Here is a 23,075-nt window from a genome sequence, read left to right on the forward strand (position 1 = left end):
CAATCGATTGAGTTATGCATGCCCCTTTTTGTATAAAAGGGGCATTTTGCGCGCAGCAGCCGTACTGATCGGGGAGGGGCAAGCCATGTTTTTTATACGAATGATGAATGACATGAAACTGAGAAAGAAGATGACGCTTACATTCATTTCGGTAGCTGTTCTTCCCTTGCTGTTATGTGGCCTGTTTCTGACGGGGAAGCTTCGAGAGTCCGTCATTAAGGACGCCTTTATGCAAGTGTCCAACAATGTCGAGCGGGTCCGAAATCGTACAGAAGAACTGATCAAAGTGCCGCTGGACATCTCGTATCGGCTAACCAATGACAATCGGATGAAAATGGTAGCCAGCCAAAAGTATGACAGCTACATCGAAGTCATTCAGGCCTACCGGGAGTATACAGGTATTCGTGACTACCTCCAATTGTACAAAGAGATATCCGGCATCCGTGTCTATGTCCCTAATCCTGGAGCACTTAATAATTGGGAATTTATCCAGCCGGACGAAAGAATCACAACCGCAGATTGGTACAAGGAGGCCATCGCGCAGAAAGGATTGGCCGGCTGGAATTTAATCAAGGATGAGAGGGACGATGCTGATTATCTCAGCTTGATTCGTTCATTTTCAGTGGATTCACCAGGGCGAAAAGGGATTCTGGTCATAAATGTTAACCAGCGCCAATTAAATTCAATCCTGAATCAGGAATCGTTCCCTACCTTAATCGTGGATAACCGGAATCAGATTGTCGCGTCCAATGAAGCAGAGTTGTTTGGGAAGAATCTTTCTGAAATTCATGCCGACGAAAATATACTTTTCCAACAGGAAGGAAGTTACAACACACTCATTAACGGAAAAGCATCGAAAGTGGTGATCGCAAATCTAACTCCACAGAACAGCTGGAATGGACTTCGCATTATTTCCATTTTTTCCGTTTCTGAGATTACCCGAGATGCTAATCAAGTGATATGGCTTGGCGGAATCGCGATCACAGCCAGCCTGATATTTGCAGCCTTGCTTATCTATGCTTCTGCTTCGCTATTATCCAGAAGGCTTCTTCGCTTGAGCAAGCATATGACCCAAGTAGGGGCGGGCTCATGGGAAACCTATCTCCATATCGATGGGAAAGATGAAGTGGGGCTATTATCGAGGGAATTTAACGCGCTCGTCAGTAGCGTGAACGATTTGGTTCAGGAGGTTCAAGAGACGAATCGCCAGAAAAGTCTCGTGGAGCAAAGACAAAACGAGATCAAGTTCAAAATGCTGGCAAGCCAGATCAATCCGCATTTTCTCTTCAATTCTTTGGAGTCTATCAGAATGGAGGCCCACATTCGCCAACAGGACGATATCGCTAAAGCAGTCTGGCAGTTGAGCGCGTTGTTGCGCAGCAGTCTGGAGGCTGGTAACGACAAGATTCCACTGCGTAAAGAGCTTGAGCAAGTGTGCTGTTATCTCGATCTTCAAAAGTTTCGGTATGAAGACCGTTTGGAGTATCGCTTAACCGTTGATCCAAATTTGGAGAAAATGTTGGTTCCACCTCTGATTATCCAACCATTGGTGGAAAATTCCATTGTACATGGTCTGGATAATCAAGCAGAAGGAGCTGTCATTGAAGTGAAAGTTAAGGAAATCCCGGAGGGGGTTCGAGTTATGGTATGTGACAACGGCGCTGGTTTCACGGCCGATCGTCTCGCCCTAGTACAAGCAGAGCTTGCTGCATCCGTACATGAACAGGAGGTCCAGCGAATTGGACTACGAAACGTAAATGATCGTTTAGTCTTACTGTATGGGACCTCAAGTGCTTTACATATTGAGAGCGAGCCTGGGAAAGGCACTTGTATTCAGTTTTTCATACCTGGAGGTGAATCCAAATGATTAAGGTAGTCATCGTTGACGATGAGCCGAAGCTTCGTCAAGGGCTTCAAACGCTGATCCCATGGGAAAGCCTCGGATTTATCGTTACAGCTACGGCAGCCAATGGAAAAGAAGCACTGGAAGTCATCGAGGAAAAAGCCCCTGATGTCGTAATCGTCGATATCCGCATGCCGGTTATGGATGGCCTACAGTTGATTGAGCACTTGAGATCCAACGGTCATCATTTGCACTTTATGATCCTCAGTGGATATGCCGACTTTGAGTATGCCAAACAAGCGATCAAATATGGGGTATTCGGCTATCTCGTTAAACCGGTCGACATTGATGAAATGTCGTCCAGTTTAAAACGGATACGCGAGCGGATCGAAGAGGAGCGTCTTCAAGGGGAGTGGCGTAAGAGAGAGGTTATAAATCGGGATTTATACCTGCATAGCCTGCTCGTCCCTCAAGAGAGAACTGAAGATCCGGCCAAGTTGAGAAGTAAGGCAATAGAAGCGGATTTGTTGTGGAGCAACTACGAAGTCGTGGTCGTCTACCCGCGTGTTTCTGAAGTGGACCGTTCTGATGTCGCATACCAGCTTTCGAATGGATTGAAGGCAAAGATCGAGGGGCAGATGATGGGGCTTGTCACAGTAATCCCACCGTATACAGTCCTGTTGCTCAACGCGCCGTTGCGTGGAAGAGAACGGCGTGAAATTCTGCACAATGAGATTCGTAATGCTGCGGATAATGTTAGGTTCGTCGCTGCAACCGGAGGGGCAGTATCTGCTCCTGAAGATATTTGTAAATCTTTTTTAAAGGCCCAGGAAGCGGTAAAGCAATCCTTTTTCAGTGAGAAGAACCGACTGCTAGGTCCGTATCCTTTCTTTTCTCCTGCGCTGGATTCCCCCCGATTATCTGCTGATAAAGCTGAGGAAACGATGGAGGAATTCATCTTCCGCCTGTATTACAGTCTGGAAGTAGGAAACCAAACCGCAATACTGTCATTATTGAACGAGGCGGCTGCATTTTTTCTCCAACAGGGGCAAGATGAGAAGTCAATCAAAGAGTCGTTCTTTTTTATGTCCAATGCGGTCATTCATAAGCTGACCGCGGGTTTCTGTATCGAGTTGAAAGAGACGGAGGAAGTTTCCCGTTTTTTGAATGGGATATACCAGCATGATCATTTACATGATCTTTTGGAAGAGACCTACCGTTTCCTGCTAGCTTTGGCGAAAGACTCCGAACCTCGTGGAAAGGAGCAGGAATTCAAAAAAATGATCGACTTCATTCACAGTCATTATACAGACAACCTGAAGCTGGAAACGCTGGCTGGACTACTAAACTATAGTACTGCCTATTTAGGCCAGCTATTCAAGAACAAGACTGGGGAGTACTTTAACACCTATCTGGACAGAGTCCGTATCCACAAGGCAAAGGAGTTGCTGGACCAGGGAATGAAAGTTTACGAAGTCGCTGAAAGCGTCGGCTATACAAGCGTCAACTACTTTTACAGCAAATTCAAAAGATACGAAGGCCGTTCACCGTCGGAATATAGAAATCCATAATTTGTGGATGATTTTTTCCGAAATCCGTTGTATGGGTTCTGACTCTCCTCTGTTTTATGATTGGTTTTAAGAGAGGGGATGAAAAAATGAAAGCGGTAACAGCAAATTCGGAAAACGTATACAAAAAACCGAAGCGGAATGCTTGGAAGGTATTTAAAAGCCAAAGGTATCTTTATTATATGTCCATTCCGTTTGTGATCTGGGTCTTTATCTTTCAGTATTTGCCGCTATGGGGCTGGACAATGGCATTTCAGAAATACAGACCCGGTTTGAGTTTTTTTGAACAGAAGTGGGTGGGCTTGGAGCATTTTCGTACTTTGTTCCAAGATGATCATTTCTACCAAGTACTGCGGAACACGCTGGCTATGAGCCTTATGGGACTGGTCGCTGGTTTTATTGTACCCGTTGTCTTTGCTCTATTGCTCAACGAGGTCCGCATACAAGTGATAAAACGATTTGTTCAAACCGTATCTTATCTGCCGCACTTTGTTTCATGGGTGGTTGCTGCAGGCATTGTCACCAAAATGCTTTCAGCGGATGGCGGTGTCGTAAACGATATGCTCATGGGTCTAGGCATCATCGATCAGCCAGTCCAGTTTATGGCCCAAGGTAAATTATTTTGGTGGGTTGTAACTTTCGGAGACATCTGGAAGGAAACGGGGTGGAACGCCATTATTTATCTGGCTGCCATCGCCGGTATTGGTCCTGAATTATACGAGGCTGCGCGGGTGGACGGCGCTAGCCGATTACAGCAAATGTGGCATATCACGCTGCCGGGGATCCGGCCGACTATTATCATTCTCCTAATTATGTCTATTGGTCATCTGCTCGGTACAGGATTCGAGAAACAATTTCTGCTGGGCAATCACCTGGTCATTGATTACTCTGAAGTACTTGATTTATATGCGCTTAATTATGGTCTGGCAATGGGACGTTACTCTTTCGGAACGGCCATTAATATTTTTAATTCGGTGATAAGCCTGATCCTATTGTTTGCGGCTAATGGAATCTTTAAGCGCTATACCAACGAGAGCATTATGTAAGGAGGAGAATGGACATGGAGGCTGTCAAAAGCACTACGCCGGTCGGCGGATTAAACAACAAGCTTCAGGCGAAATCACCACAAGACCGAATCCTGGGGATAGTTGTTTATGTTTTCATGATTGTGGTCACCGTTCTGACGATCTACCCGTTCTTAAATGTGCTAGCTATCTCTTTTAACGATTCGGTAGACACCATTAGAGGTGGGATCACCATCTGGCCAAGGCAATTTACTTTGAAGAATTACGACTTGATTTTCACCTATGAGGGGTTAATCACTGGATTCAAAATCTCCTTTCTGCGAACCGTCATTGGCACCGTAGCGGGCTTGGTCAGCGGCTCGATGCTTGCCTATACGCTTGCACGAAGTGATTTTCAAGCTAGAAGGTTCATCTCCATCTTTCTGGCCGTCACCATGTATGTTTCTGGAGGGTTGATTCCAGGTTTTATCCTGATGAAGGAATTGCATTTAATTGATACATTTGCCGTCTATATTTTACCAGGTCTTGTAAGTGCGTTTAATGTCTTCATTATTCGTTCCTTCATTGATGGTCTGCCTTATGCGTTACAGGAATCAGCCAAGCTGGATGGTGCCAACGATTTCACGATCTACTGGCGCGTTATTCTTCCTCTTTGCAAACCGGCATTAGCGACCGTAGCGCTCTTCTTGGCAGTTGGGCAATGGAACTCTTGGTTCGATACTTATCTGTTTAATGGGTCTAACGAATCGTTGACGACTCTGCAATATGAATTGATGAAAATTCTGCAAAGTACGACAACAAGCGCAACCAATTCCCAGGACGCTGCCAATATGGCCGAGCGTATGGCACAGGTATCCCCGGAATCGGTCAAAATGGCAATCACCATCATTGTTACTGTGCCAATTCTTATCGTCTATCCTTTTCTACAAAAATATTTTGTTAAAGGTATGACGCTCGGGGCGGTAAAAAGCTAACACGAGGCAACATTCATTATAATGGGAGGTTTTGCTCCATGAAGCCAAGAAAAAATAGAATGGTCGTATCTTTCGTAATGTCACTGACTTTAGTCGCGACCCTTGCAGGGTGCAGCGGTAATAATCCGTCTGAGGCTACCAAGGCCGTAACAACAGGAGACATCACACTTACTTATTTCTCGGAAGACTCCAGCACAAATTGGAATAGCATGAAGGATGAAGTCGGTAAGGTCATCGCTGAAAAAACCGGAGTAACTCTAGATGCTGAATTCGCTGTCGGAGACCCGGTCCAAAAGATTTCGTTGATTGCAGCCACAGGAAACTATCCTGATTTGATCGCTGCTAAGGCGGATGTCGGCAAACTTGTCGATGCTGGCGCAATCATTGATTTGACGGATTTGATCGACAAGCACGCACCGAACATCAAAAAAATGCTGGGTGACAAGCTTGTTCGGACAAAGTACAGTTTGGACGACCCATCGATCTATGTGATTCCGACCTGGTCCGCTGTCGAGGAGAAAAAAATTAAACCCGACGTAGGATTTAAACTCCAGCATCGTGTCGTCAAGGAAGCGGGATACCCCGGCATTCGTACGGTACAGGATTTTGAAAAAGTCATTAAGGACTATATCACCAAGCATCCGACGGACGAAAATGGCAACAAAAATATTGGACTGTCCCTAAATGCGGACGATTGGCATATGTACCAGGTAACGAACTCAGGATTCCAAACGACCGGGGGGCCAGACGATGGCGAATACTACATCGATCAAAAAACACACCAAGCGACTTATCATTTCCGCCGACCGGAAGAAAAGGAATATTTCCGCTGGTTGAATCACATGAACTCCATTGGATTGCTGGACCCAGAAAGCTTCGTACAGAAGACAGACCAGTTTAAAGCGAAGATAGCTTCAGGACGTGTACTGGGCTTGGCCGATCCAGAGTGGGACTATGGCGACGGACAAAATGCGCTGAAAGCGGAGGGCAAATTCGACCAAACATACGGTCATTATCCAGTCACCATGAGCAAGGAGTATAAGGATACCAATTTCTGGCTTCCTGGCTTTGATGGGGGGTACGGAATCTCAATCTCTAGTAAGTGCAAGGATCCGGTACGCGCTATCCAGTTTCTCGACTTTCTAGCATCGGAAGAAGGGCAAGTCCTGAATAACTGGGGAATTGAAGGAAAGCATTACACGATTAAAGACGGCAAACGGACGATTATTCCGGCTGTGCTGGAACGGATGAACAATGACAATGCAGCTTTCCAAAAAGAATCTGGAATCGGTCTATATTGGAACTTGTCGGTCCATTATGGTGATGGCATCAAGGACTCCACCGGCAACTACTTTACTCGTAGTTATCCGGAGATGCTGACAGCAACTTATAACAAGTCGGAGAAGGAAGTCCTAAAGGCCTATAAGATTGATCATTGGAAAGATCTATTCCCAAAAGAAGAAGAATTCCAACCGAGAGCATACGGAGCAGCCTACACGATGTCTCTCCCCAATGACGATCCGGCTGTTATTCTCGGAGCCAAGATGAAGGATATTACATGGAAACGAATTCCGGAAGCTGTCATGACCAAGCCGGAAAACTTCGATAAGGTTTGGGATACCTATATGGCAGAGCTGGAGAAAGCCGGAGTACAAGAAATGGAACAATCCTTTACCAAACATATTCAAAACCGGATTAAGCTATGGTCCACCAATTAATTCGTTTTGCATAAAAGAACGGGGCCGTTTCCACTTTCCAATTGGAGAGGAGACGGTCCTTTTTCATTAAGGTTTGCTATAGATTGCATTCGTTCAAGTAACAAACCAACAGCGGCCGCCTCGGTTATTTTCTGAGGTGGCCACTGTTCGTTAGGGGCAGGCTTATGCGTTACTTTGGTGCTGGGTGGGACGGTAAAGTTGCGGGCACGTTCAAAGTAATTACCAATTTGTCGACGTTGTTATCAGAATCCAGCCACATACCCAAAGTCCGAAAATCTGCTACCTTCCGTGATAAGGTGAGTCCCGTAGGAGCGCCTTACTCCGCTTCATTCTTGGAGGAAGTAAATAGGTCTTGAGGCAGCTCATCTCTCGTGATCACGTAATCGCTGTTGAACACTTTTATGAGATGATCCAGGGAATTATATTGTCCGTTGCGGACGAAATCGCCCGTCCATGTGGTGAAAAAGAGCCAATGCGCTGAATATGCTTGAAGCAATTCAGGATCGCCAATTGGGCCGTTTTCGGACAGACCAACCAGCTTCTTGTCTTGCACGAGATTTACCAAGCTGTCATACTTGCCGATACTTGGACCGTAATTAGCCGCCGGGTTGTAGATATCCACACTTACAATATCGACGACATCGTCCCCCGGATACCATTCGGGGCTCTCGGAGTTCCATACCCAGATCAGATTGTTTAGGTGATGGTAGTGTGTTAGACGGTCGTACATGATACGGTACAGCTGCTTTGCGGAGTCTGGCCCTTGGGCGCCCCACCAAAACCATCTGCCTTCCGCCTCGTGCAGTGGTCTCCACAGCACCGGAACGTGAGCGTCTTGAAGACGTTTCAACTGAGCGGCAATGGCATCAATGTCCCGCAGGATAAGCTGATATTCTTCCGACTCGGGATGATTAAGCGCATATTGAACGTCGAATGTAGTCGCCTCGGTGTAAAATCCGCGGTACCATTCTTTGCCTGGAATGTCATGTAGACCCTTAGGGGCATTCCAGTGCCATACAAACGTGACAATTCCACCTTCTTTGGCCCATTGGATCGCCTTGTCCACCTCAGTTGAGGTGGCACCATGCTCGACGCGAGAGGGGGAGTAATCCATCATGTCCGTTGACAACATCGCAGGATACTTTCCAGTCTGGTCTTTAATCCACTGGGCATCCTCAAGAGTGTGCTGACCGGAAAGAATTTTGTCCCCGTAAACATCCACGAGATAACCCATGAGTGCCTCGGTTTCCATAGTCGCATCCGGGTTTACCGGCTTTTTCTCAATCTGATGCAGTTTCAGGGGGAGCACTGCTGACAGCTTGATGTAGTCGATATGATACTGGCCCAAGTCGACATTGAACTGTATTGTATTGTTTCCCGAATTCAGCATGAGTTTACCGCCGGATACCTCGGTATTGCTTGCTGTTGTCGGAAGGGATATTTCGCTTGTCTGACCGTTGACCACCATATGGGTCTTTTTGTCACTATTAGGATTACTGTAACCGATTGCAAGATTGTAAAGGCCACTTGAAGCTGCGTCATAGGCAAGGGTTAACGACCCTGTGCCTTTAAAGGCTGCGTAGCCGGTACCAGAATAGCCCGTGCTGGCGGTTTCGGTGCTGACCTCACCAGTAATGACTCCGTCTTCAGCTTCAATTTTGCTGTTTGTAGCAGGTAAACTGGCGAATTCAACCTTCACGTATTCGATCCCGTAATATCCCCAGCCTCTTGAAAAAGTAACCTCGTTTGTACCGGCATTCAACATGATCTTGCTTACCAACTTCTCGTTTACAACCGCACCTCCCGGAGGGGGAACCAGCGTTATGCTTTCAGCCATTGTACCATTGACCTCGAAGCTGGTATCCTTGGAGCCGGTGTTCGCCAGAATATAGTAACCGAGGCTCAGCTTATATAGACCTGCTGTCGGCACATTCACTTTAAACGTAGCCGTCCCGTCAGACTTGCCCGAATTTGGGTCATAATCATAAAAGAAGGATACATAGCCGTCGCCTTTATAAAGTGTATCGCCTGTATAGGGAGTATCCCGTTTTTCTACGCCGTAACCTTGAATAATTGCATCCTTGGAGCTGACAACTGTAGGAGGAGATTTGCCATTAGTGGATAAATCTTGACTTGCACCCATCGTCGTTTCATCTTCAACTTCGGTGACCAAGTTAGTTGATTCTGCTTTTGCTAAGCTTGGAATTAAATCGAGAGATACCAACAAAAAACATAAGAGAACAAAACTAAGAATACCAAAAAACCTTCTTTTCCACGGATCTGGCATATGACTCACTCCTTGAATTAGATGTTACCGTCTTAATTGTCCTGCGGCGCAGCTTGAAGAAATCGTTTTCAAAAATGAAAAAATTAAATAATAAACAACTGCTTCCATAATCCCATCTTTATTTGTATGCGTTTTCAATATTTCCTTTTAAGTTTTTTAGTTCATCACCTCGCTTTAATTTCATCATAAATTAGAGGCAAGGCAGGAACCATACAATGAATTTCGGAAGAAATCATCCTTAAATTATGGATTTTTAACTCCGATGGTAAACAAACTTCATATCTTCTGAATTTGTCTGGGCGAAATTTGCTGAACGAATTCTTCCTTAATTGATGAATTCATTTCTAAATTTACGGAATTCTTTAGGTGTTTTTTTTTGATGTTTCTTAAAAGACTGAATGAAGTGATTTACATGATTGAACCCCACTCTGTGGGCTATTTCAGTTATTGTAGAATCTGTTGAAATTAATAACTCGCTGCTTTTCTTGATACGGTACTTAATTAAGTAGTCGTAAGGTGTCATATGAATAGTTCTCTTAAAACTACGAGTGCATTCTGAAATACTTAAATGTGCTATAGCAGCAATTTCTTGCAGTGTTATATTGTCTGAGTAGTTTTGATGGATAAAGCTGAGCATCAATTGAAGTCGCTCCTGTTGCAATTTCATGTATTTAGGTGCTTCCTCAGAAGACAGCGAAATATTAGATATTAAGACTAACCATAATTGTACCGTTTTGATGGAAACCTCGTATTCCCAGCCCCATTTTTTTTTCATATCAAATTTCTGTTTCATATCCCAAAGCATTTGCAGTATTTGAATTTGCCATTCAACATCTCCTTTGATTACGAATGACAATAAGAGAGAGTTTGTATAAGGCAGTACATAATTTTTTTCCATCGCACTATCTGCATAAAAGGCCAACAGCTTCTCAGGGAAATTAAAACTGACATATTGACCGTTATGTGTAAGGTGTGTAGTAACGTGAAGAACACCCTTATTAATTAAAATGGCCTGACCTGTTTCTAATTCATGATCAATCCCGTTAACTTGTATCACTAGCTTTCCTTTGGTAACCAAAGTGATTTGTAGTTCCTCATGCCAATGTAAATCGTTGAACCCTCTACCTTCAGGATTACTTGCATGAATAGTATGGGTGTACATGATGTATGGAAATGAAACATCGGGATATAGAATGGTCTCATGCAATTGTTTTTCCATTTTAGCGAGGTCCCTTCTGATGACGATATTTCTATATAAATTAAAGATATAGTTACACAAATAAAATAAAAGTGGTGATATTATTATACCAGATCTTCGGCTTATCATTACAATCCTGTGCACAGGCGATTGGATAAGACATCTTGGAGGCGTACATGTGAAAATAAATCAATCGTCGTTACCGTTTCATCCGTATATTTTGCTTTTAATCAGCATATTGTCTGTTTCTATCTCATCCATCATGATAAAATCCTCTGATACTCCAACCTCTGTGGCTGGGATGTACAGATTGTATATGTCAGTACTCATAATGCTTCCTTTTGTACCTTGGAAAATGTTCCGTTCCTTAGAAATGAACAAAAAAGATTGGAGTACCGTTTTCATTGCGGGTCTTTTTCTCGGGTTATATTTCTTATTCTGGATGGAATCTTTAGTATATACCTCAGTTGCGAGCTCCATGGTCATTCTATCGTTACAGCCTTTATTTGTAATGATGGGTTCATACTTTATGTTCAGAGAACGAGCAAACATATTGACCATTCTTTGTTTGATCGCCGCTCTTGTCGGTTCAATCATTATAGCTTGGGGAGACATTGGGATTTCGAGAGAGGCATTAATCGGAGATGGATTATCTTTAGTAGGAACAATTTTGGTTTCAGCATATATGTTGGCAGGACAGAAAGTAAGCCACAAAATAAATGCAAATGTATATAGTGTTATTGTTTTTTTTATTGGTGGCAGCGTCATGCTGGTCTACAATTTGTTGAATCATTATGCCTTGATCGAATATGACTCGTCGGATTGGGTGTATTTCTTTTTACTTGCAGTAATTCCAACTATTTTTGGACAATATATTTTTAATCTGTTGTTGAAATCAATGGGTGCAACTACGGTCTCAGTTGGTATTATTGGAGAGCCTGTTCTTGCCATAATTCTCGCCTACTTATTCTTGGGAGAAATAATCTCTGCATTTCAATTCATAGGTGGAATCATGACTTTATTCGGTATGGGGATGTACTTTTGGGCAAAATCTTTAAAGTATACTACGGTTGCAAAATATTAAATTTGAAATTCATTATCGCGAAATTGAATAAAACAATAGATGAGGAGAATGTTTAGATGGCAACGATTGATGATTTTTTGAAACTAGATATTCGAGTTGGAACCATAATTAAAGCTGAATTCTTTGCAGAAGCAAAAGTACCTGCTATTAAACTTGAAATTGATTTTGGACAAGATATCGGAATAAAAGCTTCGAGTGCACAAATTACAAAAAGATATGTGGCTGAAGATATTATAGGGGAACAAATCATAGGTGTAGTCAACTTTCCACCTCGACGGATAGCAGGCTTTAAGTCAGAGGTATTGGTCCTTGGAGGAATTCCTGAAAAGGGGGATGTGGTTCTATTGAAACCGGATATCAAACTACCTAACGGAACACCTATTGGGTGATAGAGCGCTTGTTTAATCATTAAAATATATAACTTCACAACAGGCAAGTCATTGAACTAACGGGATACGATTCTTCAATAGCAAGTTGAAATAGATAGCGGCAGACTAGGACTTTATTTTCACGTCCTAGTCTGCCGCTTTTTCTTTTATTGGTCTGTCTAAAGCTTATTTGATTCATTAAAATCTGCAACAGTTAGGCTGGAAATCACGAGTGTCACCAGTCCAGTAAAAGCACAGTTCTCCAATACCAGCTATACGCCTTATACCTATCTGGCTGGGATGCTGCGTGTCCCCTCTGTCATCGGGGAGGCGCAGAGCGGGCACACCGGCGGCGTGCCTGTGCTAGCCGCGCTTGTACGGCGTCCGCTTGTTGTGTCGCGCCGCATCCACGCTTTGCAGGCACCGTCGGTGCATTTCCACACGGGCACGTTGATGCGTGGCTCCGCCGGAGACCCTGTCACCGACGAGGTCGTCCGTGTCGTAGCGCTGCCTGGTCCCGGCCTGCTGCTTACGCGGGTCGCTGTGCCAGCCGCTGGCGATCCAGCACCAGCACGGTTGCTATACCCGGAAGCACCCTTCGGTTGGCCGAAGCTGCTGCGGCGTGCTTCCGGCTTGGAAGCCTCAGGGGCGACCCCATAGGCTTCCAGCAGGAAGCGTGACACGGCGGCAGGCTTGCCATGATTAGAGGCGGGAGAGGTGATGTATAGCAACTCCTTCGCCCGGGTGACGGCCACATAAGCGAGGCGGCGCTCTTCTTCAAGCGCTGCATCGTTATCCACAGCGGTAGTCGGGGCGGCGCCTGCCCGCCGATCCTCCGGAAGCTCGCTGTGCAGCGCCGAGCTGTGCGGCAGAATGCCTTCGCTGGCTCCGATCCAATATACGCAAGGGAATTCCAGCCCTTTGGCGCGGTGGATCGTCATGAGCCGAACTGCATCGCTGTCTTCTTCTCTGCGCAGCGATTCCATTTGGCGGTGACGCTCGGAAAGCTCGTCCGCAAAGCTGACGAACGCCTCCACGGTGTCAAACCGCTTGGCTGCCGTTTCGAGCTCCTCCAGACTTTCTTGCATCGTTTCCTTATAATGAGTCCACGCGCCCGTATCTCCGCTTTCCAAATATTTGTCATAAAAGACGCGCCGCATTTCTTGAATGGCATAGGCAGGTTTCATTGTAGTGAGACTGCGAATCAGACGAATACGTTCTTTTACCTGTTCACGCTGAAAATCACGTAGTCGATCCCAGCGGCTGAGATGAATCAGCGGGTATTTTTTAGCCTGCTGTTTCTCCTCGCGCATAATCCATTCCATCCCCGCCTCACGGGAGACGTACAGCGGCCCAAGGGTGCTCGGAATGGATTCCATACGCCGGGGATTCAGCGACAAGCGCAGGTGATCCATTAAGGGACGAATCAGGGACTGATCATAAAATACAGCCCCTGCTCCGTACTGAATAAATGGGACATCCCGCATAATTAATTGCTCAAAAATAGATCGGCTTCCGCTGGCTGTCCGGTGCAAAATAGCGATATCCCGGTAGCGCAGCCGACCTTCCTCTACCTGTCCGAGTAGATGGGTAACAATATGCCCCGCTTCCTCCTCGGGTCCGGATGGGGTGGCAAACTGCGGCGGCAAGCCTTCACGCCCGGCAGCTGAAAGACGCTTGGAGCGTCGATGAACATTTTTGGCGACAATGTTAGAACCAAGCCCTAAAATCCGCGCATCGCTGCGATAATTAATATCCAGGGTAATGACCTTTGCATCCTTATAGACCTTGTCAAATTCCAGAATGGATTCCTGGCGTGCCCCATTAAAGGTATAGATCGTCTGATCATCATCTCCCACAACCATCAGATTGCGATGTCGGGCAGCCAACCGCTGCACCATCTCATATTGCAGGGCATTCGTATCCTGAAATTCATCGACCATGATATGTGAAAAACGCCGCTGAAGCGGCTGAAGCACATCCGGGTCACGCAGCAGTGCGGAGGCACGCAGCAGAATATCGTCAAAATCCATTTTATTGCGCTCCTGTTTCCACGCTTCATAGGCGAGCATGGCACGCTTGGCATCCGATTCCTCGCGCACGCTTTCCGGCAGCTCGTCCGCGCTGCGGCCTTCCGCTTTCCAGGCGGAGAGGGCAGACAGCAGGCTTTCCGGCTGGAAAGCCTCGCTGAGCCCAAGCTGACGCAGCATCATTTTCATGACGGTATGCTGGGCCTGCGTTTCACCGAACACTTCATCTTGCACGCCGCGATGACGCAGCATCGCCAAAGCGAATGAGTGAAACGTGCGTGCCTGAACTGCACGTGCAGCGGCAGGGCGCACACCGGGTAATCCTGCGATGCGCAATTTCATTTCGGCAGCTGCCTTGCTGGTGAAGGTCACCAGTAGAATGGACGATGCAGGGACATCCCGCATCGCCATGAGGTAGCCTGCGCGGGCAGCCAGCACTGTGGTTTTGCCGCAGCCCGCCCCTGCAAGGGTCAGAAGGGGGCCTTTGCCGTGGCGAACGGCCTGGATCTGCGGGCGGTTCAGGTGAATGCCGGCGTTCTCTAAAGCACGAAAATAGGCAGAGTCTTGGTCGGTGTCGGGCACCAGCGTCATACTGGTATCCATGGAAGCACGACGTGCCTGAGGGCTCGACGTTGAATAAGGAACCCCGATGGGTCGGGGGTAAAAAGAAGGATTTGGGTCCATAATCCTGAAACCCCTTTCGTTCTTAAAATCTTCCATTTTCACAAATGGGGGTAGTTTTTGGTATGATAGAGTTCTAGTCAGCTTTAGCTGACGATAAGAACAAGGCGATGGACTAAAATAATGCTGAAATTCATGCGGATCTTGCCGGAGCGACAGAACGTCAATACGTTGACGCTAATGCCTATAGCCTTCAACCAGGCGATATGACCGCATTCCATTATACAGGAGTTCGAGGTTAGCCAACAGAAAAAAACTTTGGGATATACGGACGGTACAGTGAAATCCGGCTGGATATGGGGAGGAAATAACGATGAAGCTGATTCAACGTATAAAGGAAGGCGCTAATCGCGCCACAGAAAAGGCGCAGCATGCTGTCGAGATTAGTAAGATCAATTCACAAATTACAACGATTCAGCAGGAAATGGATGTTCATTTCTTACGAATGGGTCAGATCTTTTACGAAGGCTACCGAGCATCCGACATGTCGGTGGCAGAAACCGAGATGACACAGCTATCCACCGCATGTGATGAGCTTCAGGATGAAATTGACGAGCTGCGCAGTAGAATTGCAGAATTGAAAAACGCTCATTTATGCACCTGTGGAGCGGTTGTGCCTCTGGATGCGAACTTTTGCCCCAAATGCGGACGCAAGCTCAATGAAGGACAGGCTGCTTCCAAACAAGTGGCTGCTGTGCGTGAAGAGGTGCCAACGGACGTCTATTCTTTTGATCTGCGCAAGCCAGAGGTAGTGAAGGATGCTGCACCTGCTTACACGGAGTATGCAGAACATGAAGTAGTCGATCGGCATGAACAGGAACAGGATGAGCGGTATGAAACACACGAACCAGCGGGACTAGACCGCGATTACACAGTGTCTGATTTTACACCGGAAGAAAAAGCGGCATTCGACGCTGAGTGGGAGCGCCGTCGTCAGGAAGAGCTGGAAAAAGAACACCGTCGTCTTGAAGAACTGGCACGTGAGCGTGAGCGTCAGGAAGAGCTGGACGAGCGGATTCGATATTGGAAGGCCAACAACTCCGGGGCTGATAAGCCGGCAACGCCGTCTGCACAAGTACGTGAAAATGTAAAATGCCAAATCTGTACTGCAGAACTACCCAAAGGGTCCAAATGGTGCCCGCGTTGCGGAGCTGAACAGATTTGACGCAGCCGAACAGGCTGCTGCAGGACACAGACATAACGCCGGGCAGCATAGGGGGAACAGAATATATGGAGCGTTTGCTGCATCATCTGCGGAATCTGGGTTTTACGGAAATGGAAGCCAAGGTTATGGTCGAGCTTTCGAGGCAAAATGCGGCTTCCGGCTATGAAGTGGCTAAGCGTCTGGGTGCATCGCGTTCCAACGTGTACGCGGCTTTACAGCGTTTGGCCGGGCAGGGATACCTCAGAACCAGTGCTGGAGAGCCTGTTCGTTACAGCATGCTGCCACCGGGTGAATTGACCCGGATGATCGAAGGACAAATGCAGGAGTCCCTGCGTGCGGTGGAGAAGGAAATGCCACGAACAGAACCAACCAAGCCGACCTTTTATAATGCGGAAGGCGATCGGAAGGTGCTGGAAAGTCTGACACGTGAATTGGAACGGGCAGAGCATGAGATTGTGTTGGATTTGTGGCGCGAGGAAGCCGAACTGCTGCGGACAGAGTTGGAGAAAGCCGAGAGTCGAGGTGTGCGTCTGCTCTGGTCCTGCGATAACGGGGAAAGCATGATGGGACCGTGGTTACCGCTTAGGTCTGGTACAGACGGACAGGAACCAGCAGGACGCAAGTTTTCTTTTGTTATTGATCGGCGTTGGTGCATGCTGGGTATGCGGGGAGAGAATTGCCTGACACAGGCGCTTATTACCGAGCATCCGGTAATGACAGGTCTGCTGCTTAATCATTTTGCTCAGGATCTTATTCTGTATGAGCTGGAGCATGATATGGGCAGAGAGCTGTCGACCCGGTATGGCTGGCGGTATGAAGGCATTATCGGCAAATATATGTCAGCTGGAGAATAGCTAAAGATTACCGGTTAGGAAGTTCCATCAGTGCCCGGCATATAGATGTAATATAGCCCGCCTTATGAGGCACGAATTGATCCGATGTAATCAGGCGGCGAGTTTTTTCTGGGTTCGGCCCTGACGTAATGCCTTGGGCTTCGATAAAGGGAATATGGCCTTCAAAAAGGGCCAGTGCTTGGTCAAGATCTGCTTCGTACAGTCCGGCTACTTCTTCTTGCTGGAGGTGATAAGCTTCCAATGGCTGGTTCGATAGCAGTCCAAACACCGAGCTAACCTCCCGGTCCCAAAAAGAGGTGCCTTGTGCGGTACCTTTGCTTTCATACCGAACGGTCATCAGCGGTGTTAATGAGGTAAAGGGAACATGAATACCCAGTTCTTCCTCCAGCTCACGAGCCGCCTGAGACATATCTTCGCCTGCCGTCAAGTGACCGGCTGCTGTAATATCGTAGCATCCGGGGAAGGTGTCCTTCGTATCCTGACGCTGTTGGAACAGCAAGCGACGGCCTGTCGAAGTGTCTCGTGCTAGCCAGCAGTGAAAGGTATGGTGCCAGTATCCCTTGGCATGTGCGTCTTGTCGCGAGGCTGTGCCAAGAGAGTTGTCTTCATCATCGTAGATATCTAGAAGCTCGCTAGTCATCGTGGTTCCTCCTATAGTAAGCAGAAATTCAAAGGTCTACTTTACAGTATAACGTGTTTTCTGTCCTGACGATATGAAGGCGGGTGTGGAATGTGGAGTGGCATTTGGGGTATGCTGGGAACATAAGGATTTGCAACATTACACAGGTTTATGATTGAAAGGAGCGATTTTACATGGAATGTATAGTACATTTTCGAGTCATGCATCCGGAGGAACCCAAGGAACTTCGTGGGTTAATTATGCTGGAAAGTGGGGGCAAGCCGGGGATTGATCAAATCACGGATATGTTCAAAAATATGGGCTATGATGTCCGCCCAGACAATCCGGACGAATTGATTTTTAAACCAGTCGATGTCAGAGCCAATTATACATATATCCGGGTGATTGAGCTGGATACGGGTGAGGAAGTCTACCAGGAAGATAGGGATTTGCGCGCGATTTTGGAAACTTTGCTGAATAAACGTTAAAGATCAGGAGAACTAATCGATGAAATGAGATAGAGCGATCCTGTCGCCATTCATAGGAACGGAGAACAATGATGAGATTGTATATTATCCGACACGCTGACCCCGATTACCCCAATAACACCATCACACCGGAGGGACATTTGGAAGCCCAGGCACTAGCCAAGCGGCTTTCCAGTCACGGACTGGATCGAATTTATGCCTCTCCTTTGGGGAGGGCTTTGGATACGATGCGCTACACCGCCGACTCTCTGGGTATGACTCATGAAGTAGAACACTGGACGCAGGAGCTGGCTCTAAAGCTGGAGGAAACCCCATACGGCCGTCTTTCCCATTGGGATTTGCCTGGTGAAGTGATCCGTTCCGAGTTGCCCCTGCCCACTCATGACTCTTGGCAGGAGATTTCCTATTATCAGGGAACGCAAAGCCCTGAAACCTTCGAGCGGCTGAAGCTTCATTCCGATGAGTTCCTGAAACGGCAAGGCTTTGAGCGGGTGGAGGGCAGGTACCGGATTCTGAAGCACACTGAAGATCAGGTGGCGGTATTTTGTCATGGCGGCTTCGGGCTGACCTGGCTTGCTCATCTGTTGGAGCTGCCATTGCCCTTGGTCTGGTCCGGTTTTTGGATGCCGCCTAGCTCCGTAACCACGATCTTGTTTGATGAGCGCTCCCAAGAATGGGCAGTTCCCCGTTGCATCGGCTTCGGTGATGTTTCCCATCTGTACGCTGAGGGCTTGCCCGTCAGACCCCGTGGCATTATCACCAATTTCAACTAATTGGATTTTTTATACCATGCCAAAACGGCTTAAGACGATACACCGTCTTAAGCCGTTTATTGTAGTCATATAAATGGGTTGAGTCAGCGTGCTTCCACGTACCCTTCCAGCTTGGAAGTGCAATGTGCGCAACGGGTAGCGGCTACAGGAATTTCGGATAGGCAATGAGGACATTCCTTGATCGTTTTTTCCTGAGGAGGTTTTTCTTCCTCTTTGCGTTTCAGCATGTTAATCCCTTTGACCAGCATGAACACACAGAAGGCCACGATCAGGAAGTCCAGCAGGACGTTAATGAACTGACCATAGGCGAGGACCGCAATCCCTGCTTCTTTGGCCTGTGCCAAAGTCATGCGTGTACCGTCAGCATTTAAAGGACCGGCATTTTGTAAAGCTACATACAAGTCTGGAAAATTCATGCCGCCCAGAAGTTTACCAATCGGAGGCATGATAATATCGTTTACCACAGAAGTGACAATCTTGCCAAACGCTCCACCGATGATAACACCGACCGCGAGGTCAATCACGTTACCCCGTACAGCGAATTCTTTAAATTCTTTTATAATACCTTTTCCGCTCATGTGAGTGCTCACCTTCTTTGCATAAAATCATTTATCTATAATACATGCTATGTCAATTGAGGGCAATTCCAAATTGATGTATTGCACTTTGTCACAAAATCACATGTTCATTTGTCTTCTATATGTAAACCAATAATGGAGGCGATGTATCGTGAGTTTAAGATTCAATCACAGAGCAGTGAGTCCTAGCACGTTCAAGGCAATGATGGAGATGGAAAAATATATTTCCGGTCGTTTTACAGACAAAGTATTGTACGAACTACTGAAAATTAGAGTATCCCAAATCAATGGATGTTCCTATTGTCTGGATATGCATGCGAAGGATTTGCTCAAGCTGGGGGATTATGCTGACCACATTTTGCAGCTAGCCTTATGGCGGGAGGTTCCTTTGTTCACGGAAAAAGAACGTGTTATGCTTGAATTAGCTGAAGCGGTCACCCGTATTTCTGAACAAGGGGTACCTACGGATTTGTACAATAGGGTCAGAGAACAGTTTACAGAGGAAGAATACGTAGATTTGATAACCGCAGTTAACGTGATTAATAGTTGGAACCGGATTGCAATTGCAACGGGGATGTATCCGGGCATTCTTTAATGAACAGGGGGCTATGCTTTGTCTGGCAAAGAACATAGAATTGAACAACAATCGGTGGATTTAAATCTGGAGGAGCTGTATCAAAGATATCGCAAATATTCTTTTGCCATTGCTTATCGCATGCTTGGAACGGTTACAGATGCCGAGGATGTAGTTCAAGACTGCTTTGTCGAGCTGAAGAATAAGCCCCTGGATGATTTACACAATCCCAAAGCCTATGTAGCCAAAATGACGATGAATCGGTGTCTAAATCTGTTGAACTCTGCACGCAAGCAAAGAGAGACATATGTAGGACAGTGGCTGCCGGAGCCGTTGGGTGAAAGTGCAGATCTTCCTGCGGATTGGTTAGAGCGTAAAGACATGATATCTTACGCTTTTCTGGTTTTGCTGGAGCAGCTAAAGCCGATAGAGCGGGCTGTTTTTGTGCTGAGGGAAGCTTTTCAATATGATTACAAAGATATTGCGGAATTGCTAGGGAAGACTGAGAGCAACTGTCGTCAGTTGTTCAGTCGCTCCCGTCGTATTCTATCTTCGGGAGAATCTGCCCTTGAGGCTCAGTCCAGTCGCAATGTGAATAACTCTTCCCGAATAAAACTACTAGAACGTTTTACAACCGCCTTTCTTGCCTACGATGTGACTGCTATGCTGGAACTACTGGCTGAACAACCTGTATTCGTGTCAGATGGCGGAGGTAATGTGCATACGGTGATGAGACCGATGGTTGTACGCAAAGGTGTTCTTGCCCTGTTGACTTCTCGTCGGGTATTAACCGTTTTACGAGAAAGAGATGTGTTCCACACCGTCATCAATGGCGAGGTCCAGCTGGCATTTCTGGAAGACGGAAAAGTGAGAGAAACCTTATGCCTCATACTGACACCGGACGGGGAGCATATTCAGAGTTTTTATTTAATGGTCAACCCAGATAAGTTGGGATACATTCATATAGGACAGAAGAAGCAAACATGCGATAAAAAGTAATCATCGAAACAGCAAAAACCTTGAATCCTGCTAAGGATCAAGGTTTTTTTTGTTGTTTTCACAACTGCCGGGCTTGATGAAGAGCCAGATCGCCTACCCAGGGAAGCTTGAGCCACTTTCCTTGGCCCGCACGAATTAACAAGATAATCCACAAGGCAAGGCTTGCCAGCGTTAGCAGGGAAGCGAGGAAAGGACCGAGTAGCGGAATGAATCCGACCAGCACATGTCCGATCATGAGGGCTACAAAAAGAAGTATGGATTGCAGTGCGTGAAATAATACGAATCGGCTTTTCTTTTCCAGCATGACAAAGGCCAGCGCGCCAATAAAGGCGAACAAATAGCACAGGACAGCTGCTATATTTTCATCCAATCCTGTGGAAGACTTATAGACTGACATGTCAGGCCAATCCCCCTTTATAAGTTATCCGTACTATACAAGCTATGAGGACAGGAATTAAAGATATGCCCGAAACGCCAGAAAAAGTTCAATTAGGAAATGTGTATAAAAATATGAAAAAGGCTGAACGAAAAGAATTCGCTCAGCCATTCACAGGGTTATACACAGGTTTTGCACATGTTGTGCGCATTTTATCCACTGTATCCTGCTATTTGCCCACAAAATAAACATAGGTTATACACAAATTGTGCACAAACTGTAGACAATATAACGATAACACATACTTTGCACACAGGTTGTCCACAAAATATCAACATATTGAGAGTAATTGTGGATATACTTCCTTAATTATCGGTCACCACGTTGTAAACGGCGGCGCGGATGTGTGATTTTACCCATTTTATTCTCGTCGTCCTCTTTGGGGATAAGTCTTTCATCGGTACGTCCTTCGTGATGATTATCAAAGGCATATTCGGTCATTTTCCACTCGGAAGTACCCAGAACTACATCAGCGGGAAAGTGCTGGCCTCTGTGCAAATGCTGCTCATGTCCATCCTCATCAACATAAATACCATCCACTTCTACCTTTTCACCCGTTAGTGGGAGTAAATCCTTTCCTTTACGTTCCATTGGTATCCCCTCCGTCTGGCTTATTCTTCGTTAATTTGTCCGGACGGAGGTTCTTTTATCCACAAGCTGATGCAAAATATCCTCGGCAATCTGGTCTGCGGGATGAGGTTTGCGAAGTAGCTTAATCGCCTGCGTCATCTCTTCGGCAAGAGAGGGGATGGAAATCAGGTCGAGACAATGCTGAATCAGCTCCTCCGTAGTGCGAGCAATACGGGCAGCTCCTTTTTGCTGCAAATACAGAGCATTATTTAGCTCCTGACCGGGTACGGGCTTGAACACAAGAATAGGCAAACCGGATGCAATGCTTTCCGAGAGTGTAATGCCGCCGGGCTTCGTAATCACCAGATTGCTCGCACGCATAAGTGCTGGAACAAAGTCCACGAATCCATAGGTGTAAATGTCCGGGTGGTCTGCATACAGCGCATCCAATTCTGCTTTCAGTTGCTGGTTACGTCCGCAGACGATGAGTAGCCGCAGTTGCGGCAGCTGGCTTAATTGCCGACAGATATCCAGTATGCCGGATAGCACACCATAGGCGCCAGCCATTATGAGTAGAGTAGTAGTCTCAGACTGTAGTGATGGAATTACCTGTTCCTGAACAGGAACTTCGTTAGCAGACATGTTATAAAAAGAAGCGTGAATCGGAATACCCGTAGCGATAATGCGTTCGATAGGTATTCCCCGCTGGGCGGCTTCCTGCTGGATATCCTCAGTGGCTACATAGTAGCGGTCAATATCGGGATGCAGCCAGCGCCCATGCAGATCGAAATCTGTAACTACGTTGACAATAGGCAAATTCATTCCCATTTTGCGGCGTAACGCCGGGAGCGCGAGCTGCGGGAACGTATGTATCACGAGATCCGGCAACTCCTTCTTCAGTGTGAGCGTAAGTTGACGCATTCCGAATGAATGCAACACATGGCCGAAGGCCGATTTAGCCTGCATACCGCGCGTGATGTTATAGACCCAGCCGTAAAGCTGAGGAATGGTTTTGAAGCTTTGCATATATACAAATTTGGTCAGACCGTTCAACCAGGGATGAGATTCAGCCATCAGGTCAAGTAGTTGTACCTCGCAGCGTCCGAGTCTTCGCAAACTGTCCTTAATTGCCCGGGCCGCCTGTACATGGCCTTCCCCGTAACTGGCGTATAATATTAGAATTTTTGGTGCTGAGACTTCCATGATTATTTAGCCTCCTATATTCAATAAGCACATGAAGTTC

General features: G+C 46.6%; 21 protein-coding genes. 13 read left to right on the top strand and 8 right to left on the bottom strand.

Going from position 1 to position 23,075, the window contains the following annotated elements:
• The first annotated feature begins 85 nt into the window (after positions 1-85).
• The 5 genes from T3H97_RS02745 to T3H97_RS02765 all read left to right on the top strand — a co-directional run bounded on the left by T3H97_RS02745 (position 86) and on the right by T3H97_RS02765 (position 7,128).
• Positions 86-1,867: a cache domain-containing sensor histidine kinase gene (locus tag T3H97_RS02745; protein ID WP_328801615.1), complete on the top strand. Its 1,782-nt coding sequence runs from the start codon at positions 86-88 to the stop codon at positions 1,865-1,867.
• Positions 1,864-3,414: a response regulator transcription factor gene (locus T3H97_RS02750; protein WP_328801616.1), complete on the top strand. Its 1,551-nt coding sequence runs from the start codon at positions 1,864-1,866 to the stop codon at positions 3,412-3,414. Before T3H97_RS02745 ends, T3H97_RS02750 begins: the two co-directional genes overlap by 4 nt.
• Positions 3,415-3,500: 86 nt before the next feature.
• Positions 3,501-4,457, top strand: a complete 957-nt coding sequence (locus tag T3H97_RS02755; protein WP_069010822.1) for an ABC transporter permease — start codon at positions 3,501-3,503, stop codon at positions 4,455-4,457.
• A 14-nt stretch (positions 4,458-4,471) separates the two neighbouring features.
• Positions 4,472-5,410 carry a carbohydrate ABC transporter permease gene (locus T3H97_RS02760; RefSeq protein ID WP_165178879.1) on the top strand — a complete coding sequence of 313 codons (939 nt, stop codon included), beginning with the start codon at positions 4,472-4,474 and terminating at the stop codon, positions 5,408-5,410.
• Between the two features lie 38 nt (positions 5,411-5,448).
• Positions 5,449-7,128, top strand: a complete 1,680-nt coding sequence (locus tag T3H97_RS02765; protein ID WP_328801617.1) for an ABC transporter substrate-binding protein — start codon at positions 5,449-5,451, stop codon at positions 7,126-7,128.
• 316 nt (positions 7,129-7,444) lie between these two features.
• On the opposite strand, the gene T3H97_RS02770 is transcribed toward T3H97_RS02765, so the two are convergent.
• Both T3H97_RS02770 and T3H97_RS02775 read right to left on the bottom strand, forming a co-directional pair.
• Positions 7,445-9,415 carry a glycosyl hydrolase gene (locus T3H97_RS02770; RefSeq protein ID WP_328801618.1) on the bottom strand — a complete coding sequence of 657 codons (1,971 nt, stop codon included), beginning with the start codon at positions 9,413-9,415 and terminating at the stop codon, positions 7,445-7,447.
• Between the two features lie 325 nt (positions 9,416-9,740).
• Entirely contained in the window at positions 9,741-10,634 is an 894-nt protein-coding gene (locus T3H97_RS02775) for an AraC family transcriptional regulator (RefSeq protein WP_328801619.1), read from the bottom strand.
• Positions 10,635-10,791: 157 nt separating this feature from the next.
• Here T3H97_RS02775 and T3H97_RS02780 point away from each other — a divergent pair, with 157 nt between their 5' ends.
• Positions 10,792-11,697 carry a DMT family transporter gene (locus T3H97_RS02780; protein WP_328801620.1) on the top strand — a complete coding sequence of 302 codons (906 nt, stop codon included), beginning with the start codon at positions 10,792-10,794 and terminating at the stop codon, positions 11,695-11,697.
• 56 nt (positions 11,698-11,753) lie between these two features.
• On the top strand, positions 11,754-12,086 hold the full coding sequence (csaA, locus tag T3H97_RS02785) for a chaperone CsaA (RefSeq protein ID WP_053324545.1): 333 nt from the start codon (positions 11,754-11,756) through the stop codon (positions 12,084-12,086).
• Positions 12,087-12,352: 266 nt separating this feature from the next.
• Here the strand turns inward: csaA and T3H97_RS02790 are convergent, their stop codons facing one another.
• Positions 12,353-14,779 (bottom strand): UvrD-helicase domain-containing protein, encoded by a 2,427-nt coding sequence (locus tag T3H97_RS02790; RefSeq protein WP_328801621.1) that lies wholly within the window; start codon positions 14,777-14,779, stop codon positions 12,353-12,355.
• 310 nt (positions 14,780-15,089) lie between these two features.
• On the opposite strand from T3H97_RS02790, the gene T3H97_RS02795 reads away from it, so the two are divergent.
• Both T3H97_RS02795 and T3H97_RS02800 read left to right on the top strand, forming a co-directional pair.
• Complete coding sequence (locus tag T3H97_RS02795; RefSeq protein ID WP_069010833.1) at positions 15,090-15,941, top strand: zinc ribbon domain-containing protein; 852 nt, start codon at positions 15,090-15,092, stop codon at positions 15,939-15,941.
• 65 nt (positions 15,942-16,006) lie between these two features.
• Positions 16,007-16,795, top strand: coding sequence for a TrmB family transcriptional regulator (locus tag T3H97_RS02800; RefSeq protein WP_165178885.1), 789 nt, complete (start codon positions 16,007-16,009; stop codon positions 16,793-16,795).
• A gap of 7 nt (positions 16,796-16,802) precedes the next feature.
• Here the strand turns inward: T3H97_RS02800 and T3H97_RS02805 are convergent, their stop codons facing one another.
• Complete coding sequence (locus tag T3H97_RS02805; protein ID WP_165178886.1) at positions 16,803-17,435, bottom strand: NUDIX hydrolase; 633 nt, start codon at positions 17,433-17,435, stop codon at positions 16,803-16,805.
• Positions 17,436-17,608: 173 nt separating this feature from the next.
• Between T3H97_RS02805 and T3H97_RS02810 the strand changes: the two genes are divergently transcribed.
• Together T3H97_RS02810 and T3H97_RS02815 are read left to right on the top strand one after the other, a co-directional pair.
• Complete coding sequence (locus tag T3H97_RS02810; protein ID WP_025719794.1) at positions 17,609-17,902, top strand: hypothetical protein; 294 nt, start codon at positions 17,609-17,611, stop codon at positions 17,900-17,902.
• Positions 17,903-17,973: 71 nt separating this feature from the next.
• Complete coding sequence (locus T3H97_RS02815) at positions 17,974-18,675, top strand: histidine phosphatase family protein (protein ID WP_025719795.1); 702 nt, start codon at positions 17,974-17,976, stop codon at positions 18,673-18,675.
• 83 nt (positions 18,676-18,758) lie between these two features.
• On the opposite strand, the gene mscL is transcribed toward T3H97_RS02815, so the two are convergent.
• A complete protein-coding gene (gene mscL / locus T3H97_RS02820; RefSeq protein ID WP_165178887.1) occupies positions 18,759-19,253 on the bottom strand; it encodes a large conductance mechanosensitive channel protein MscL in 495 nt (164 codons plus the stop codon).
• A gap of 151 nt (positions 19,254-19,404) precedes the next feature.
• On the opposite strand from mscL, the gene T3H97_RS02825 reads away from it, so the two are divergent.
• Together T3H97_RS02825 and T3H97_RS02830 are read left to right on the top strand one after the other, a co-directional pair.
• Entirely contained in the window at positions 19,405-19,848 is a 444-nt protein-coding gene (locus T3H97_RS02825; RefSeq protein WP_069010897.1) for a carboxymuconolactone decarboxylase family protein, read from the top strand.
• Between the two features lie 18 nt (positions 19,849-19,866).
• Positions 19,867-20,826 (top strand): sigma-70 family RNA polymerase sigma factor, encoded by a 960-nt coding sequence (locus T3H97_RS02830; RefSeq protein ID WP_328801622.1) that lies wholly within the window; start codon positions 19,867-19,869, stop codon positions 20,824-20,826.
• Between the two features lie 58 nt (positions 20,827-20,884).
• On the opposite strand, the gene T3H97_RS02835 is transcribed toward T3H97_RS02830, so the two are convergent.
• From T3H97_RS02835 to T3H97_RS02845, 3 genes are all read right to left on the bottom strand, one after another.
• On the bottom strand, positions 20,885-21,223 hold the full coding sequence (locus tag T3H97_RS02835; protein ID WP_165178889.1) for a DUF4870 domain-containing protein: 339 nt from the start codon (positions 21,221-21,223) through the stop codon (positions 20,885-20,887).
• Positions 21,224-21,571: 348 nt separating this feature from the next.
• A complete protein-coding gene (locus T3H97_RS02840; RefSeq protein ID WP_328801623.1) occupies positions 21,572-21,853 on the bottom strand; it encodes a transposase in 282 nt (93 codons plus the stop codon).
• A 30-nt stretch (positions 21,854-21,883) separates the two neighbouring features.
• A complete protein-coding gene (locus T3H97_RS02845) occupies positions 21,884-23,035 on the bottom strand; it encodes an MGDG synthase family glycosyltransferase (RefSeq protein WP_328801624.1) in 1,152 nt (383 codons plus the stop codon).
• Positions 23,036-23,075: the final 40 nt, after the last annotated feature.

This window comes from Paenibacillus sp. LX16, from assembly GCF_036252815.1.
Taxonomy (GTDB): domain Bacteria; phylum Bacillota; class Bacilli; order Paenibacillales; family Paenibacillaceae; genus Paenibacillus; species Paenibacillus polymyxa_B.

Excerpts from the sequence above, each read along its gene's own strand:
- T3H97_RS02745 (WP_328801615.1), top strand. The coding sequence starts at position 86 with ATGTTTTTTATACGAATGATGAATGACATGAAACTGAGAAAGAAGATG.
- T3H97_RS02750 (WP_328801616.1), top strand. The coding sequence starts at position 1,864 with ATGATTAAGGTAGTCATCGTTGACGATGAGCCGAAGCTTCGTCAAGGG.
- T3H97_RS02755 (WP_069010822.1), top strand. The coding sequence starts at position 3,501 with ATGAAAGCGGTAACAGCAAATTCGGAAAACGTATACAAAAAACCGAAG.
- T3H97_RS02760 (WP_165178879.1), top strand. The coding sequence starts at position 4,472 with ATGGAGGCTGTCAAAAGCACTACGCCGGTCGGCGGATTAAACAACAAG.
- T3H97_RS02765 (WP_328801617.1), top strand. The coding sequence starts at position 5,449 with ATGAAGCCAAGAAAAAATAGAATGGTCGTATCTTTCGTAATGTCACTG.
- T3H97_RS02770 (WP_328801618.1), bottom strand. The coding sequence starts at position 9,415 with ATGCCAGATCCGTGGAAAAGAAGGTTTTTTGGTATTCTTAGTTTTGTT.
- T3H97_RS02775 (WP_328801619.1), bottom strand. The coding sequence starts at position 10,634 with ATGGAAAAACAATTGCATGAGACCATTCTATATCCCGATGTTTCATTT.
- csaA (WP_053324545.1), top strand. The coding sequence starts at position 11,754 with ATGGCAACGATTGATGATTTTTTGAAACTAGATATTCGAGTTGGAACC.
- T3H97_RS02790 (WP_328801621.1), bottom strand. The coding sequence starts at position 14,779 with ATGGACCCAAATCCTTCTTTTTACCCCCGACCCATCGGGGTTCCTTAT.
- T3H97_RS02795 (WP_069010833.1), top strand. The coding sequence starts at position 15,090 with ATGAAGCTGATTCAACGTATAAAGGAAGGCGCTAATCGCGCCACAGAA.
- T3H97_RS02800 (WP_165178885.1), top strand. The coding sequence starts at position 16,007 with ATGGAGCGTTTGCTGCATCATCTGCGGAATCTGGGTTTTACGGAAATG.
- T3H97_RS02805 (WP_165178886.1), bottom strand. The coding sequence starts at position 17,435 with ATGACTAGCGAGCTTCTAGATATCTACGATGATGAAGACAACTCTCTT.
- T3H97_RS02810 (WP_025719794.1), top strand. The coding sequence starts at position 17,609 with ATGGAATGTATAGTACATTTTCGAGTCATGCATCCGGAGGAACCCAAG.
- T3H97_RS02815 (WP_025719795.1), top strand. The coding sequence starts at position 17,974 with ATGAGATTGTATATTATCCGACACGCTGACCCCGATTACCCCAATAAC.
- mscL (WP_165178887.1), bottom strand. The coding sequence starts at position 19,253 with ATGAGCGGAAAAGGTATTATAAAAGAATTTAAAGAATTCGCTGTACGG.
- T3H97_RS02835 (WP_165178889.1), bottom strand. The coding sequence starts at position 21,223 with ATGTCAGTCTATAAGTCTTCCACAGGATTGGATGAAAATATAGCAGCT.
- T3H97_RS02840 (WP_328801623.1), bottom strand. The coding sequence starts at position 21,853 with ATGGAACGTAAAGGAAAGGATTTACTCCCACTAACGGGTGAAAAGGTA.
- T3H97_RS02845 (WP_328801624.1), bottom strand. The coding sequence starts at position 23,035 with ATGGAAGTCTCAGCACCAAAAATTCTAATATTATACGCCAGTTACGGG.